The organism is Candidatus Rickettsia kotlanii, from assembly GCA_030295365.1.
GTDB lineage: Bacteria > Pseudomonadota > Alphaproteobacteria > Rickettsiales > Rickettsiaceae > Rickettsia > Rickettsia kotlanii.
In genome coordinates this window covers 292717-310627 of record AP027062.1, presented here as the reverse complement: position 1 = coordinate 310627, position 17911 = coordinate 292717, and the positions used below count along the sequence as shown (strand labels likewise).

The window sequence follows — 17911 nt, the reverse complement described above, 5'->3', positions numbered from 1 at the left end:
TTTAATGTCATCCTAACTAACTTGATCGTGGGATCTAGTCTTTTTAAATGCTTTTTGGATCCCATGGTCAAGCCATGGGATGACACCAAGTGCGTTTTTCGATCCACGCAACAATGTTCCGCGGGAATGACATACATAACCATACAACAAAATCAATTTTTACCCTACAGTTTAGTATGGAGGGTAATCAAGTTTTTTAGGTGATAACGTAAATATTTCAAAACCGTCTTTAGTCACGCCTATAGTATGCTCAAATTGAGCCGATAATGATTTATCACGTGTAGTAACTGTCCATCCATCTAGTTTACTTAATATAGTGTCATAATTACCAGCATTTATCATAGGTTCAACGGTGAAAAACATCCCTTCTTCTAACGTTAGACCCGTGCCGCTGCGACCGTAATTTAATATTGACGGTTCGTCATGAAAAACTCTTCCGATACCGTGACCCGTATAATTTCTAACCACAGAATAATTATGTTTCTCGGCATAGCTTTGAATAGCATGTCCGATATCACCGAGTTTAGCACCGGGTCTAACTACTTCAATCCCTTTCATCATTGCATCATAAGTTACTTGAATAAGACGCTTTGGCTTAATTGCTATGTCACCGACATAATACATACGGCTAGTATCACCGTACCAACCGTCTAAAATTACCGTAACATCAATATTTACTATATCACCGTTTTTTAACGGTTTATCGTTTGGAATGCCATGACAAACTACATGATTTATAGAAGTACAAATCGATTTCGGAAAACCTTTGTAATTTAACGGTGCAGGAACGGCATTATGAGAAGTAATAAAATTATGACAAAGGCCATTTAAACTATTAGTAGTGACGTTCGGTTTTACATGATCAGTAATAAAATCAAGTGTCTCTGCAGCTAATTTTCCTGCTGCCCGCATCTTTATGAAATCTTTTTCCGTGTGGATTTTTATGGTCATGAATTTTGGTTACCTTCCCCTCAAGTAAAAAAATATATTTTTCATAATACAAAATGGTTCTTTTAATGTAAATAACTTATCCTATTATTGAGAAGTGCTGCTATGTTAATTGATTTAGGTTTTGGATTATATAATTGCTAATATAATTATATATTTAACATGATGGGTATAGTTAGGTTATTATTTGTTCTTTCTGTTGTAGCTGCACATTCAACTTCTCATCTTTTTCTTAAATTTATAGGTGCAACAATTGTAGTACAATCTTTTTTCATGATTTCTGGCTTTTATATGGCTATGATTCAGAGCAATTATACAAGCAAAATAAAAAGTAGATATTTAAGGCTTTATTCTAATTATATCTTTTGTATTTTAGTTACTTTCTTCTTGCAGCAAAAATTTTCTTTTTTAAGGCAATTGTGTAATCTTCCATTTCCGACTGTTTTTTTAATTTTTACAAATCTAACAATGTTGTTGCAAGATGTAACAATGTTTATTGGAATTAATAATAATACAGTACATTTTACAAAATACTTTATTGACTCCATGCCTCCTCTTTATCAATTTTTGTTGATACCTCCTGGTTGATCAATTAGGTTAGAAATTTCTTTTTAAAGAAAAATATCTATATTTTATCCATAATTTTTTAATTACTAGAATTATTCTTCAGTTTAATGATTTATAGGAGATTCTTGGTTTTATAGATTCTTTCCTTCTGTACTTGCAGTTTTCTTAATTGGTAGTCAAGCATTTTATATTTATACTAATCAAGAAATAAACGAAAAAAAGTCTTAGCTTAGTCAATTACTCTATTTATATGTTATATTCATAATTATTACTTTTCTGTTTATCCCAATAGAGCCTCGACTAAAAAAATTACTTTTTTATTGTTTATTTGCTCTATCTTTAGGAAAAATATTTGACTTAACCACAGATAATAAGTTAGACAAATTAATTGCTTTACTCTCTTACCCAATATATTGTTGTCATTTAATTGTCTTGTATAATATATTACCTGCTATTTCATATTGGGCTGATAATGGGACATTTCTTAATACGTTAGTTACTTTATATAACAGTAATAATTATTTCTTTATTGAAAAGCCTATAGAGTATTATAGAAAAAGATATAAAACTCATAATTTAGCTTAATATTTAAAACTATGCTATATTACATAAATAAAATTCTTTCAAACAATAAGGTACAAGCGGTTATCTTAGGGATAATCGGGCTTGGGATTGTTACTGTTCTCACGTCATATAATATAGACGATCCGTCTTTTAACTCGGTCACAACAGAGTACCATAGTAATTTAGTCGGAATTTTTGGCTCTTATTTATCGGATTGTTTATATCAATTTTTTGGGTTAGCTGCTTTTATCATACCGCTTGCTTGCTTTGTTTGGGGGAGAAATTGTTGGTATGGAAGATATCGCAGCTCATTTATCCGTATGTTTGTAATGTTGGTTGCTCTCATTAGCAGTAGCACATTATTATCTAAGATTAAGCTAGAATTCATACCAGCAAATGCAGGTGGAGCTATTGGAATAATAGTTTCTAATTTTTTTGAGCGATTTACAAATCAACTACACTTATTATTAATATTTTTTACCTTTATTATATTAGTTGTTTTATTTGAAATTCAATTTACTTCTTTAAGTAATGTTATTATTAAGCTAGGTAAATTTTTAATCTATTGGATACAATCTTTTTTACATAATGTATTTTCACGATTGTCGTCGATAAGATTATTTCCTACTAAAAACAATGATAAGATAAATATAACTTCTTCTTATCAAAAGCCTGTAAGTGAAAAAGTAAAATTTCCTGAAGAAGTGAGATCTGTACCTGCAAATCCTATAAAATTCTTTAGCAAACCTGTTAGCCCTAAAATATCTCAGAGCGAAATAGCAGAATTGCCGCCTATTTCGTTATTACGTGATCCTGAAAACCATCATGTAAAAGGAGCTTCTTCCTCAGAGCTTAAACAAAAGGCTGAAGAGTTATTAACCGTGCTGAATGATTTTGGAGTTAAAGGGCAGATAATTAATATCAATCAAGGACCGGTGGTAACTCAATATGAATTTGAGCCGGCAGCAGGCACGAAAACATCAAGGGTAGTAGGATTATCTGACGATATAGCACGCTCACTATCTGCTTTATCAACAAGGATAGCAGTCATACCCGGCAAAAACGTACTTGGTATTGAGCTTCCTAATAAGCAGCGTGAGTTCTTTTGTTTAAAAGAACTTATAGAGACCCCAGAATACCAAGACAAATCAACTTTATTGCCGTTAGTCTTGGGTAAAGATTTAGCAGGTAAGCCGCTGATTGCCGATCTTGCTAAAATGCCTCATTTATTAGTAGCAGGAACCACCGGCTCAGGTAAATCCGTCGGTATTAATGCGATGATTGTGTCGCTCTTATACCGCTATGCTCCCGAAGAATGTCGCTTTATCATGATTGATCCGAAAATGCTTGAATTATCGGCTTATGATGGAATACCGCATTTGCTAACTCCCGTGGTAACCGAGCCTTCTAAAGCGGTAGTTGCTCTTAAATGGGCAGTTAAGGAAATGGAAAATCGTTATAGAATGATGAGCAATATCGGTGTTAAGAATATCGCAGGTTATAATGCAAAAATCTTAGAAGCGGTTAAAGAGCATAGGGTAATTGAACGTTTGATTCAAACTGGGTTTGACCCTGAAACAGGTAAGCCTATTTACGAAACCGTTACAATGAACATGGAAAAACTACCTTACATAGTGGTTATCGTTGATGAGATGGCTGATTTAATGCTAGTTGCTGGTAAGGATATTGAAATGCTGATTCAAAGGCTTGCTCAGATGGCAAGAGCGGCAGGCATCCATATTATTATGGCAACGCAAAGACCTTCTGTAGACGTTATTACTGGTGTCATTAAAGCCAATTTCCCAAGTCGTATTAGTTTTAAAGTTACCTCTAAAATCGATAGCCGAACGATTTTAGGAGAGCAAGGCTCTGAGCAGTTACTCGGTATGGGTGATATGCTATTTATGGGGAGTACTTCCAAGATAAGTAGGGTACACGGACCGTTTGTTAATGAAGCCGAAATTGAGCAAATTACGGAATATTTGAAAGAGAGCGGTACGCCTGAATATATCTCTGCCGTTACCGAGCAACCTGAAGAAGACGATAGTAGCATTGATATCGGTGACGGCACCTCTGATGAAGTGCTTTACAAAAAAGCTGTGCAGATAGTGCGTGACGAACGCAAATCTTCCATTAGCTATATCCAAAGGTCGCTTAGAATTGGCTATAACAAAGCTGCCAACTTAGTTGAGAAGATGGAGAAAGAGAGAATAGTCTCACCACCGAATCATACAGGTAAAAGAGAGATATTATTGCCTGAGAGGTAGGGTGTTGTTCATGGCTCTTATGTCATTCCTGCGAAAGCAAAAATCCAGCATAAAGCGAGCTTTGAATTTCAAAAATTTGCTGTATCTATACTTTTTTCTTGGATTCCTGCTTTCGCAGGAATGACATAAATATATTTATCATTAAAATTCGAATTTGATAAAGCTTTAGGACAAAAGCTTTTACAAAAAGCAATATATGCTAGTGATTTAGAGTTAGTAGGAACCTTATATAGTAAAGGTGTTGACGCCCAGTACAAAGACCAATTAGGACGTATAGCTCCATGCTATAAAAGCTAATTGCGGTGAAGAATTAATACAGTTTTTAATTGAACACACTGCGGATATTAATTATCTTGATAAATCAGGTCTAACACCGCTGGCCATGGCGAAGAGTAATCATTGTGTTCCGGCTACAGAATTATTGCTCAAAGCTAATGCTTCTGAATATATATATGATGATGTTATTAAGGTGTTAGGAGAATATGAATATTAAATAGTCATTGCGAGCGGGCATTGCCCGCGTGGAGCGATTCCCTCCCTATCATCCCATGGTTTGTCCACGGGATGACACACCCAGCAGATTTCTTGAGCCATGCAATAAGGCCAATGCCGCTACGGAATGACATATAATCTATACTATGTCTATTATAATTAATAATATTGTAAAAATATCATCTATATTATTAATAAATAATAGACATATTAAAAAAGTTGCGTTATAACGCTTTTTAAGTGATTTAATTTTTTTAAGGTTTACATATGGCGAATATTTCTCCAAAATTATTTCAAAAAGCAATACAACGAGGTCTTAAAGCCGCTTTATTCACCACCTCAACCGCAGCGATAATGCTGAATAGTAGCGGGGCACTCGGTGTTGCTACAGGTGTTATTACTACTAATAATGCAGCATTTAGTGAGCGTGCTGATGCCAATACTTGGAATCAGATAACGGCTGAGGGGGCAGCTAATGGTGTTGCTGCTGACGGTCCTCAAGACAATTGGGCATTTACTTACGGGGGTAATCATCTTGTCACTGCAGATGCAGCCAATCGTATTATTAAAGCTATAAATGTTGCGGGTACTACTCCTACAGGTTTACAGATTGCTCAAAATACTGTCGTTGGTTCGATTATGACGGGAGGTAACTTGTTACCTATTACTATTACTGCCGGCAAAAGTTTAACTTTAACCGGTACTAATGCTGTTGCTGCAAATCATGGTTTTGATGCTCCTGCCGATAATTATACAGGTTTAGGAAATATAACTTTAGAGGGAGCGAATGCTACACTAATTATACAATCTGCAGCCCAGGCAAAGGCAACGCTTGCAGGAAATATAGATGGAGGAGGTATAATAACTGTCAATACAGATACTGCTGTTAACGGAACAGTAGGTAATACAAATGCATTAACCACGATAAATGTAGGAGCAGGTACAGCCACGTTAGACGGAGCAGTTATTAAAGCTACTACGACTAAATTAACAAATGCTGAGTCGGTATTAACCCTTACAAATGCAAATGCAGTATTAACAGGTGCGATTGATAACACCACAGGCGGTGATAATGTAGGTGTCTTAAATTTAAATGGTGCATTGAGTCAAGTAACCGGGAATATAGGTAATACACATTCATTAGCCACGATAAATATAGGAGCAGGTACAGCCACGTTAGACGGAGCGGTTATTAAAGCTACTACGACTAAATTAACAAATGCTGAGTCAGCAGTGAAATTTACGAATCCTGTAGTGGTGACCGGAGCGATAGATAATACTACCGGTAATGCAAATAATGGTGTAGCAAAGTTTGCCGGTGATAGTACAGTAACTGGGGATATAGGTAATACAAATTCATTAGCCACGATAAGTATAGGAGCAGGTTTGCTACAAGTACAAGGCGGAGTGGTAAAAGTGAATGCAATAAACTTAACGGATAATGCGTCAGCAGTGAAATTTACGAATCCTGTAGTGGTGACCGGAGCGATAGATAATACCGGTAATGCAAATAATGGTATAGCAACGTTTACCGGTAATAGTACAGTAACTGGGAATATAGGTAATACAAATTCATTAGCCACGATAAGTATAGGAGCAGGTTTGCTACAAGTACAAGGCGGAGTGGTAAAAGCGAATGCAGTAAACTTAACGGATAATGCGTCAGCAGTGAAATTTACGAATCCTGTAGTGGTGACCGGAGCGATAGATAATACCGGTAATGCAAATAATGGTATAGCAACGTTTGCCGGTGATGGTACAGTAACCGGGAATATAGGTAATGCAAATTCATTAGCCACGATAAGTATAGGAGCAGGTACAGCCACGTTAGATGGAGCGGTTATTAAAGCTACTACGACTAAATTAACAAATGCTGCGTCGGTATTAACCCTTACAAATGCAAATGTAGTATTAACAGGTGCGATTGATAACACCACAGGCGGTGATGATGTAGGTGTCTTAAATTTAAATGGTGCATTAAGTCAAGTAACTGGGGATATAGGTAATACAAATTCATTAGCCACGATAAGTGTAGGAGCAGGTACAGCCAAGTTAGATGGAGCGGTTATTAAAGCTACTACGACTAAATTAACAAATGCTGAGTCGGTATTAACCCTTACAAATGCAAATGCAGTATTAACAGGTGCGATTGATAACACCACAGGCGGTGATGATGTAGGTGTCTTAAATTTAAATGGTGCATTGAGTCAAGTAACCGGGAATATAGGTAATACAAATTCATTAGCCACGATAAATGTAGGAGCAGGTACAGCCACGTTAGACGGAGCAGTTATTAAAGCTACTACGACTAAATTAACAAATGCTGCGTCGGTATTAACCCTTACAAATGCAAATGCAGTATTAACAGGTGCGATTGATAACACCGTAGGCCGTGATAATGTAGGTGTCTTAAATTTAAATGGTGCATTGAGTCAAGTAACTGGGGATATAGGTAATACAAATTCATTAGCCACGATAAGTGTAGGAGCAGGTACAGCCACGTTAGACGGAGCAGTTATTAAAGCTACTACGACTAAATTAGCAAATGCTGCGTCGGTATTAACCCTTACAAATGCAAATGCAGTATTAACAGGTGCGATTGATAACACCACAGGTGGTGATGATGTAGGTGTCTTAAATTTAAATGGTGCATTGAGTCAAGTAACCGGGAATATAGGTAATACACATTCATTAGCCACGATAAATATAGGAGCAGGTACAGCCACGTTAGACGGAGCGGTTATTAAAGCTACTACGACTAAATTAACAAATGCTGCATCGGTATTAACCCTTACAAATGCAAATGTAGTATTAACAGGTGCGATTGATAACACCACAGGTGGTGATAATGTAGGTGTCTTAAATTTAAATGGTGCATTGAGTCAAGTAACCGGGAATATAGGTAATACAAATTCATTAGCCACGATAAATATAGGAGCAGGTTTGCTACAAGTACAAGGCGGAGTGGTAAAAGTGAATGCAATAAACTTAACGGATAATGCGTCAGCAGTGAAATTTACGAATCCTGTAGTGGTGACCGGAGCGATAGATAATACCGGTAATGCAAATAATGGTATAGCAACGTTTACCGGTAATAGTACAGTAACTGGGAATATAGGTAATACAAATTCATTAGCCACGATAAGTGTAGGAGCAGGTTTGCTGCAAGTACAAGGCGGAGTGGTAAAAGCGAATGCAATAAACTTAACGGATAATGCGTCAGCAGTGAAATTTACGAATCCTGTAGTGGTGACCGGAGCGATAGATAATACTACCGGTAATGCAAATAATGGTATAGCAACGTTTGCCGGTGGTGGTACAGTAACCGGGAATATAGGTAATACAAATTCATTAGCCACGATAAATGTAGGAGCAGGTACAGCCACATTAGGAGGAGCAGTTATTAAAGCTACTACGACTAAATTAACAAATGCTGAGTCGGTATTAACCCTTACAAATGCAAATGCAGTATTAACAGGTGCGATTGATAACACCACAGGCGGTGATAATGTAGGTGTCTTAAATTTAAATGGTACATTGAGTCAAGTAACCGGGAATATAGGTAATACAAATTCATTAGCCACGATAAATGTAGGAGCAGGTTTGCTACAAGTACAAGGCGGAGTGGTAAAAGCGAATGCAATAAACTTAACAGATAATGCGTCAGCAGTGGCATTTACGAATCCTGTAGTGGTGACCGGAGCGATAGATAATACCGGTAATGCAAATAATGGTATAGCAACGTTTGCCGGTGATAGTACAGTAACCGGGAATATAGGTAATACAAATTCATTAGCAGCAGTGAATATAGGAGCAGGAATAACATTACAAGCTGGAGGAAGCCTAGCTGCGAATAATATAGATTTTGGAGTCGGGAGTATTTTAGAGTTTAACGGACCTCTTGATGGTGGCGGTAACATAATCCCTTATTATTTTAAAGGAGCTGTAGCAAATGGCAATAACGCTATATTGAATGTTAATACAAAGTCACTTACGGCATATCATTCAACTATAGGAACAGTTGCAGAAATCAATATTGGAGCCGGTAATCTTTTTACAATTGATGCAAGTGCTGGTGATGTTACTATATTAAATGCTCAAAATATTAATTTTGGAGCTCTAGATTCTACTTTAGCACTTTCTAACTTAACCGGAGTCGGAGTAAAAAATATATTATTAGCAGCTGATTTAGTAGCTCCTGGTGTTAATGCAGGTAATGTAGTCTTTGATGGTGGGGTTAATGGCCTGAATATCGGGAGTAATGTAGCAGGTACCGCTAGAAATATCGGTGATGAAGGCGGTAATGAATTTAACGCTTTACTTATTTATAATACCGTTACAGTAACCGACGATGTAAATTTAGAAGGTATACAGAACGTGTTTATTAACAATAATGCAGATTTTACTAGTAGTACAGCATTTAATGCCGGTGCTATACAAATAAACGATGCTACTTATACGATTGATGCAAATAATGGTAATTTAAATGTACCGGCAGGAAATATTCAATTTGCACATGCGAATGCTAAATTAATATTACAAAATAGTTCAGGAAACGACCGTACGATCACACTAGGTGCGGATATAGATCCTGAGAATGACGGTAAGGGTATAGTAACATTAAATTCTGTAACTGCAGGAACAAAATTAACGATAGCCGGAGGCAAGGCGTTTGGTGGAGCTCATAAGTTACAAGCTGTAATTTTCAAAGGAGCAGGAGATTGCGGCACGGCAGGTACCACTTTTAATACAACAAATATAGTGCTTGATATTACAGGTCAATTAGAACTTGGAGCTAATACGGCAAATATAGTTTTACTTAATGATGCTGTTCAATTAACTCAAACCGGTAATATTGGTGGTGTCTTAGATTTTAATGCAAAAAATGGTACGGTAACATTAAATAACAATGTAAATGTTGCGGGAGCAGTCCAGAATACCGGCGGTACTAATAACGGTACGTTAATAGTGTTAGGTACAAGTAATCTTAATAGCGTAAACGGGATTGCTATGTTAAAAGTAGGTGCAGGAAATGTAACTATTGCCAAAGGCGGTGACGTTAAAATTGACAAAGTCCAAGGTGTAGGCACAAATACTTTAACATTACCTGCAAACTTTAACTTAATAGGCAGCATAAATAAAACCGGTGGTCAGGCTCTGAAGCTAAACTTCACGAATGGCGGTAGTGTTAGCGGTGTTGTAGGGACTGCGGCTAATTCGGTTGGTGATATCACAACAGCAGGTACTACAAGTTTTGCAAGCAGTGTTAACGCAAAAGGTACGGCGACACTTAGCGGTATTACAAGTTTTGCCGATACATTCACTAATACAGGTGTGGTTACTTTAGCCAAAGGTTCTATCACTAATTTTGCTAAAAATGTAACGGCTACCAGCTTTGTAGCTAACAATGCTATTATTAATTTTGGCAATAGCTTAGCCTTTAATAGTAATATAACAGGTAGCGGTACTACACTTACTTTAGGTGCAAATCAAGTAACATATACTGGCACCGGTAGTCTTACTGATACGCTAACCTTAAATACTACTTTTGACGGAGCAGCTAAGTTAGGTGGTAATATCTTAATTAAATCAGGTAGTACTCTTGATTTATCGGGGGTTTCAACTTTAGCACTTGTTGTTACTGCTACTAATTTCGACATTAATAATATAAGTCCAGATACAAAATATACGGTAATATCTGCAGAAACAGCAGGTAGTTTAAAGCCTACTCCTGAAGAGAATGTTAAAATAACTATTAATAATGACAGCCGTTTTGTTGATTTTACTTTTGATACATCGACTTTAACGTTATTCGCAGAGGATATAGCTGCAGATATTATAGATGAAGATTTTAAACCAGGGGGACTGCTTGCAAATGTCTCAAATGCTGCAAATATAAAGAAATCGCTTGAGTTAATGGAGAATGCTCCCAATGGTTCAGATGCACGTCAAGCTTTCAATAACTTTGGTCTAATGACGCCGCTACAGGAAGCAGATGCTACAACTCACCTCATGCAAGATGTTGTAAAACCTAGTGATACTATAGCTGCCGTTAATAATCAAGTTGTAGCGAGTAATATATCAAGTAATATAACTGCTCTAAATGCTAGAATGGATAAAGTACAAGCAGCGAATAAAGGTCCTGTTTCTTCCGGTGATGAAGATATGGATGCTAAGTTTGGTGCATGGATAAGTCCGTTTGTCGGTAATGCAACGCAGAAGATGTGTAACAATATAAGTGGTTATAAGTCTGATACAACTGGTGGCAGTATAGGTTTTGACGGCTTCGTTAGCGATGATCTAGCACTCGGACTTGCATATACAAGAGCCGATACTGACATTAAGCTAAAAAATAATAAAACGGGCGATAAGAATAAGGTAGAGAGTAACATCTATTCTTTATACGGTTTATATGATGTACCTTATGAAAATCTCTTCGTTGAAGCTATAGTATCTTACTCAGATAATAAGATAAGAAGCAAATCAAGACGTGTTATTGCAACGGCACTAGAGACTGTCGGTTATCAGACTGCAAACGGTAAATATAAATCCGAAAGCTATACAGGTCAGTTAATGGCTGGTTATACCTATATGATGTCTGAGAACATTAACTTAACACCGTTAGCTGGGCTTAGATATTCGACTATCAAAGATAAGGGTTATAAGGAAACCGGTACTACTTACCAAAATCTTACCGTTAAAGGCAAGAACTATAATACTTTCGACGGTTTACTCGGTGCTAAAGTATCAAGTAATATCAATGTCAATGAAATAGTGCTAATACCTGAGCTTTACGCAATGGTCGATTATGTATTCGAGAATAAAGTTCCGGTGATTGATGCGAGATTACAAGGTATGACTGTTTCTCTCCCAACCAACAGCTTTAAGCAAAGAAAAACAAGTTTTGATGTTGGTGTTGGTGTTACTGTTAAGCATAAAATGATGGAATACGGGCTTAACTACGATACCAATATCGGAAGTAAGTACTTCGCTCAGCAAGGTAGTATAAAAGTTCGTGTTAATTTTTAATTAACCGTTCTATAATCATAAAAAAAGCCTATATAGTTTGACTATATAGGCTTTTTTGCTTTATAATGTAGTCTTGAGAAGCGTCATTGCGAGAAGCAAAGCGACGTGGCAATCTCGTCAAATATCCTAAGATTGCTTCGTCAATTACTTCGTAATTTCCTCGCAATGACGGTAAAAACTTAAATAAAAATTATGTTAGATAATATTAGAAAAACTGCTGATAGTTTTATAATGCGGATTTTATTCGCAATGATAGTTTTTGCTTTTGTCGGCTTTGGTATTAAAGATGTATTAAACGGAAGAAGAAGCGGTGATATTGTTACTTTTTCTCATGTGAAGAATATCTCCCAGGAAGATTTTTTAAGAGCAAAATCTTTAGAAATTAATGCGATAAGTAAGCAAACGGGGACAAGTTTAACGGATGAAGAAATAGCACAGTTAAATATTGATAACCGAATCCTAAAAAGGCTTATTTACGATAATGTCTTAGATTATTTAGTGAGTTATTATGACTTAGATCTAAGTGATGATACAGTTAAAATTTTAGTTAAAGAATCACCAGTTTTTAAAAATGAGCAAGGTGTTTTCAATATAGAAATTTTTAAAACTTATTTTAGAAATTCTTATATGGATGAAGAAAAATATTTATTAAACTTCAAAGAAAAAACTCTAAAAAATATTTTTGTCGGTACTTTTGTAAAAAATTTCTATGTTCCTAAAGCTATGACTGACAATATAGTAGATTATATGGCTGAAAAAAGAGAAGTAGAATTAATACAAATAGATTTACAAAATAAACCGAAAGATTTACAAATTCCTACTCCTACCGGTCAGCAATTGAAGGATTTTTACCAAGATAATAAAACCGCGTTTGAAGTACCTGAGAAACGCAGCTTTTCTTATATTAAAGCTAATATTAAGGATTTAAAAGTTTCAGTTACTCAAGATGAGTTGTTAGAATTTTATAATGAAAATAAAGATGAATTCGGTGATCAAAGTTTTGAAGCAGTACAAAAACAATTATATGATTTATTAAAGGCTCAAAAAATCGACATACTTAATATGGAGTTTGCTAAAAAGCTGGAAGATGAGACGGCAGCCGGTTCTAGCTTAGTTGAAATTGCCGAAAAATATAAGCTACCGATACAAAACGTTAATTATATCAGTTATGCAGAGCTTATTGAAGATAAAATAATTGCTGAAAATGCTGATAGTATTTTTGAGCTTTCGGAAGGTGAATTATCTTATCCTATAGAAACAGAGGATAAAAGCTATCTTATATTGGTAGAATTAAAATCTATTCAGCCGGCAAAAATACCTGAATTTGATGCTATTAAAGAGCAGGTAAATAAAGCTTGGATAAAGCAGAATATTGCAGATGTAAACTTAAAGATTATCAAGGATTTAGCAAAGGAATATAATTCAGATCAAGAGAACATAAAAGAGCTTAAAGCTACCGGAATAAAAATAAGCCAAAAAAGCTATATTAGATCCGAAATGGAAAATGATCTAACACTAACTCCTGAAATATTATTATCAATTTTTAATACTAAAATAGGAAGTAATACGCCTGTATTTCAAGTGGGCGATGAAGTATATTTTGCACATATTAAATCTAGAAGTATCGATGAATTAACAGCTAAAAATATTCGTGTCAATTCAGAAAAAAATATAATATATAATATTAAAAATTCTGTAATTGACGAGCTAATTAACTACATAATTATTCAGAATGATATGCAGGTAAAAGCTAATTTTAGTAAGTAGCGAAATCCATCAGGTTATACCGTATCATCATTGCGAGGAAATCACGAAGTAATTGACGAAGCAATCTCAGGATATTTAATGAGATTGTCATGCAGCCTATGGCTGCTCGCAATGACGATAAAATAAGCCACACATTATAAACAAAAAAATAAAACTATGAGCTTTAAAGATTTACCGGAGTTTTTAAAATTTTTAGAAAAAAACGGTGAGTTAAGGCGTATTGCTCTTGAGGTTAAAACTAACTTAGAAATTACTGAAATTAGTAGAAGAGTATTAGCACAAGGCGGACCTGCATTACTTTTTGAAAATGTTATAAAAGCCGATGGCATTAAGTCCGACATACCTGTTCTAACTAATCTTTATGCTAGTATAAATCGTATTTGTATGGGTCTTAAACTTAAGTCACCCAAGGAATTAAGAGAGCTTGGCGTTCTACTAGCATTCCTTAAACAGCCACAACCTCCCGCATCTTTTAAAGAAACATTGTCAATGTTACCGCTTGCTAAGTGTATATTTGCTATGTCTCCTAAAACCGTATCAAAAGCAGCTTGTCATGAAATCGTCATTGACAAACCGAGTATCAATATATTGCCGATCCAAAGATGTTGGCCTGATGATATTTCGTCTTTAATTACTTGGGGTATAGTAGTTACTAAAGGTCCAACAAAAGATAAAATCGATAATTACAACCTTGGCATATATAGAATGCAGGTTATTTCAGAAAATAAGCTATTGATGCGTTGGTTAAAGTTACGGGGCGGAGCAGAGCATCATAAACGTTGGAAAGAAGCAAAAAAAGAACCTTTTCCTGCTGCTATCGTTATCGGGGCAAACCCAGCGGTCACTTTGGCAGCAGTTACGCCGATACCTGAGAATATCTCGGAGTATAATTTTGCTGGTTTGCTCGGTAATGAAAAAGTAGAGTTGGTACAATGCAAAACTATTGATTTCAAAGTACCTGCACATAGTGAAATAGTGTTGGAAGGTTATGTAAGTTTAGAGGAGTATTTGCCTGAAGGTCCTTTTGGGGATCATACCGGATATTATAATGATGTTGAGGAATTTCCTGTATTTACGGTTACCGCAATAACGATGAAGAAAAATCCAGTATATTTGAGCACCTATACAGGAAAACCGCCTGATGAGCCATCAATCTTAGGTGAAGCATTAAATGAAATTTTTATTCCTATATTGCAGCAACAATTCCCGGAAATAGTCGATTTTTGGCTTCCACCTGAAGGTTGTTCATATAGAGTTGCGGTAGTATCGATTAAAAAATCCTATCCCGGTCATGCTAAAAGAATAATGCTTGGGATTTGGTCTTACTTACGGCACTTTATGTATAGTAAGTTTATTATAGTTGTAGATGACGATATTGATGTTCGTAATTGGCAAGAAGTAATTTGGGCAATAGCAACAAGAAGCGATCCAAGGCGTGATACGAGTTTTCTAGATAATTCCCCGATAGATTATTTGGATTTTGCATCTCCTGAGTCAGGCCTTGGTAGTAAAATGGGAATAGATGCAACCGATAAAATATACCCTGAGACAAATAGAAAATGGGGTAAAAAAATAGAAATGAGTCAGGAAGTTATCGACAAGGTTAATAGTATGTGGAATAGTTTAAAGATATAAGGTATACTCGTTTAATTTGAAAAATTGGCGTTGTTGTTTCATATTTTTTGATCCTCACGTACTAGTCTGCGGTCCAAAAATATGAGATGCCTTGTTCTTTTCTAAATTACATCTACTGTTTATATTAATTGTTAATTTTTTGAAATATCTTGGAACTAAACATGTATAACATTCCGCACGAGACGATAATTAATAATTTCAAAGAAATTGCCGATAAACATCAAGAGCTTATTTCGCATTTCATGTAAGGTAGGGGGAGTATGATCCCTAGGAGCCTAATTGATAGTGATAAAAACAGAATTATAGCCTCTTTAATGGTAGAACAATTTTGGGCAAATCCTGAAAATTTTGTCAGCTTAATATTGAATATATTGATAAGTTAAGGGAGCTTACAGCGAATAGCTTTGCAAAATTTATCAGTAGTCCGGCAAAAGCTGTATTTTCTCCAGATAATCGAGATAAAAGATTTAAAGATTCTTCATGGGAGGATAATGCTTATTTTGACTTTGTGAAACAATATTATTTACTATCTAGCGAGTGGCTTAAGAAGAATATAGAACAGTATAAGCTGTCAAATGATCTCAAGCAATATTTAGAGTTTGCAACTAAACATTTTATCGATGCGTTTTCACCTTCAAATTTTGCTTTTTGTAATCCAAAAGTTTTGCGTGAGACATTAGAAAGCAGCAGGCAAAATTTAGTACAAGGGCTAGAAATTTCTTAAGAGATATAAAAAGAAAGATTAAAACTACCGATAAATCTGCTTTTAAACTCGGTAAAAATATTGCGGTGACAAAAGGAAAAGTTATATTCCAAAATGATTTAATGCAATTAATATGTTATGAGCCGAAAGAGAAAGTTCATAAGATTCCGATATTTATTATTCTACCATGTATAAATAAATATTATATACTCGATTTATCTCTGCATAATTCTTTAGTATCTTTCTTAGTAGAAAATAATTTTCAAGTTTTTCTTATTTCATGGGTTAATCCTGATATCTCTCTATCGGAAAAGGCTTCGAGGATTATTTAAAAGACGGTATTTTAGCACCTTTTGAGTATGTTAAAATCTTGGTTTTGAGAAAGTTGATTTTGTTGGATATTGCATGGGAGGTACATTCCTTGCTATAATTATTGCCTACTTCAAAGCAAAAAAATAGATTATGTTCATAGTGCTACTTTCTTTACTATTTTGCTTGATTATACTCATCCCGGCGAGCTTGGAATATTTTTTAATGAAGCTACGATTAACTACATTAAGGAAGATATAAAACTAAAAAGCTATTTTGATGGGTAATATTTATCAAATAGCTTTAGTTTACTAAGAGCTAATGATTTAATTTAGACATTTTTTGTCAATAATTACTTACTCGGTAAAAAACTGATGCCTTTTGATTTGCTATATTGGAATGCGGATTCTACTAACTTGCTGGCAGAAATGTATGAGGAATATTTACAAAATACATATTGCAATAACTGAGTCTAATAATTTAGAAGTGCTCGGAACAAAAATAGATCTTGGAAAAGTTGATTGTAATTCTTTTTTCGTAGCCGCAAAAGAAGATCATATAGCTCCATGGCGTTCAATATATGATGGAGTAAAATTATTAAACGGACATAAGATTTTTTGTCTTACGGATTCAGGGCATGTAGCAGGTGTAGTTAACCCTCCCGCTAGTGCTAAATATAATTATCGGCTTAATGACGACTTAAGTTTAAGTAGTCATGAGTGGTTTATGAAAGCTACGGAATATAAAGGCTCATGGTGGATTTATTGGCTTAATTGGCTTATAAAAAAAATAATAATAAGCTAGTATATTTTTTAGATTATCAGAAGCTAGAGGTTATTGAAGAAGCTCCAGGAAGTTACGTAAGGAAGTAGGTGTTGTTTGTGGGGATACTAAATCGTCATTGCGAGCAGCCATAGGCTGCGTGGCAATCTCATAAGATTGATTCGTCAATTACTTTGTAATTTTCCTCGCCATGACGGAAAAGCCGATCTATGCAACGCCTAAAATATAAATAAGTTATGAAGAGAAAAAATAATAAATTTATAGAAATATCTATTGCCTTTATCTTGGGAATTGCTTTAGGTATTTATGGACAGAATCTGGATTATTTTACTAATCTAATAAGTCAAAAATCATTAGCTTTATCTGCTCTGCAAATAAAGCATTACAATATTTCAGAGCTTTCAAGCAGTAAAGTTAGTACATGTTTTACTCCGCCTGCCGGTTGTACTACGTTTATAGCCAATCAGATAGATAAAGCTGAAGAATCTATTTATATGCAGGCATACGGTATGAGCGATGCGTTAATTACTACTGCACTTATTAATGCACAGGCGCGAGGAGTAAAGGTTAGAATATTGCTTGATCGTAGTAATTTAAAGCAAAAATTTTCTAAATTACATGAATTAAAACGAGCAAAAATTGATGTAGGTATAGATAAAGTACCGGGAATCGCTCATAATAAAGTTATAATTATTGATAAAAAGAAAGTAATAACCGGTTCGTTTAATTTCACGGCTGCTGCCGATAAACGTAATGCTGAAAATGTAATTATTATAGAAGATCAGGAGCTAGCAGAATCTTATTTACAAAATTGGTTAAACAGAAAGGCGAGCAACTGAGAGGAGAT

Annotated in this window: 8 protein-coding genes and 1 pseudogene; 8 read left to right on the top strand and 1 reads right to left on the bottom strand. The window is 35.2% G+C overall.

Annotated elements, in window-relative coordinates:
* Nucleotides 1-171: 171 nt before the first annotated feature.
* Complete coding sequence (gene map / locus QUD19_RS01720; RefSeq protein WP_498808357.1) at nt 172-951, bottom strand: type I methionyl aminopeptidase; 780 nt, start codon at nt 949-951, stop codon at nt 172-174.
* Nucleotides 952-2111: 1160 nt separating this feature from the next.
* Here map and QUD19_RS01715 point away from each other — a divergent pair.
* The 8 genes and pseudogenes from QUD19_RS01715 (at nt 2112) to pld (ending at nt 17903) form a co-directional block, all read left to right on the top strand.
* Nucleotides 2112-4346, top strand: a complete 2235-nt coding sequence (locus QUD19_RS01715; protein WP_498808356.1) for a DNA translocase FtsK — start codon at nt 2112-2114, stop codon at nt 4344-4346.
* Nucleotides 4347-4632: 286 nt separating this feature from the next.
* Nucleotides 4633-4839, top strand: a complete 207-nt coding sequence (locus QUD19_RS01710; RefSeq protein ID WP_498808655.1) for an ankyrin repeat domain-containing protein — start codon at nt 4633-4635, stop codon at nt 4837-4839.
* A gap of 266 nt (nt 4840-5105) precedes the next feature.
* The gene (locus QUD19_RS01705) at nt 5106-11867 is read left to right on the top strand and encodes an autotransporter outer membrane beta-barrel domain-containing protein (protein WP_498808355.1); all 6762 of its coding nucleotides are present in this window, start codon (nt 5106-5108) and stop codon (nt 11865-11867) included.
* Between the two features lie 192 nt (nt 11868-12059).
* On the top strand, nt 12060-13634 hold the full coding sequence (locus tag QUD19_RS01700) for a SurA N-terminal domain-containing protein (protein ID WP_498808354.1): 1575 nt from the start codon (nt 12060-12062) through the stop codon (nt 13632-13634).
* Between the two features lie 156 nt (nt 13635-13790).
* Nucleotides 13791-15269, top strand: coding sequence for a UbiD family decarboxylase (locus QUD19_RS01695; RefSeq protein WP_498808353.1), 1479 nt, complete (start codon nt 13791-13793; stop codon nt 15267-15269).
* Between the two features lie 508 nt (nt 15270-15777).
* Nucleotides 15778-16304, top strand: a pseudogene (locus tag QUD19_RS01690) (hypothetical protein).
* Between the two features lie 409 nt (nt 16305-16713).
* Entirely contained in the window at nt 16714-17085 is a 372-nt protein-coding gene (locus QUD19_RS01685; protein WP_498808718.1) for a hypothetical protein, read from the top strand.
* A 215-nt stretch (nt 17086-17300) separates the two neighbouring features.
* Nucleotides 17301-17903 (top strand): phospholipase D, encoded by a 603-nt coding sequence (pld, locus tag QUD19_RS01680; protein WP_498808352.1) that lies wholly within the window; start codon nt 17301-17303, stop codon nt 17901-17903.
* Nucleotides 17904-17911 lie beyond the last annotated feature (8 nt).

Bases quoted from the DNA above. Each gene is read 5' to 3' on its own strand.
- QUD19_RS01715 (WP_498808356.1), top strand. From the start codon at position 2,112: ATGCTATATTACATAAATAAAATTCTTTCAAACAATAAGGTACAAGCG.
- QUD19_RS01705 (WP_498808355.1), top strand. From the start codon at position 5,106: ATGGCGAATATTTCTCCAAAATTATTTCAAAAAGCAATACAACGAGGT.
- map (WP_498808357.1), bottom strand. From the start codon at position 951: ATGACCATAAAAATCCACACGGAAAAAGATTTCATAAAGATGCGGGCA.
- QUD19_RS01685 (WP_498808718.1), top strand. From the start codon at position 16,714: ATGAGGAATATTTACAAAATACATATTGCAATAACTGAGTCTAATAAT.
- QUD19_RS01695 (WP_498808353.1), top strand. From the start codon at position 13,791: ATGAGCTTTAAAGATTTACCGGAGTTTTTAAAATTTTTAGAAAAAAAC.
- QUD19_RS01700 (WP_498808354.1), top strand. From the start codon at position 12,060: ATGTTAGATAATATTAGAAAAACTGCTGATAGTTTTATAATGCGGATT.
- pld (WP_498808352.1), top strand. From the start codon at position 17,301: ATGAAGAGAAAAAATAATAAATTTATAGAAATATCTATTGCCTTTATC.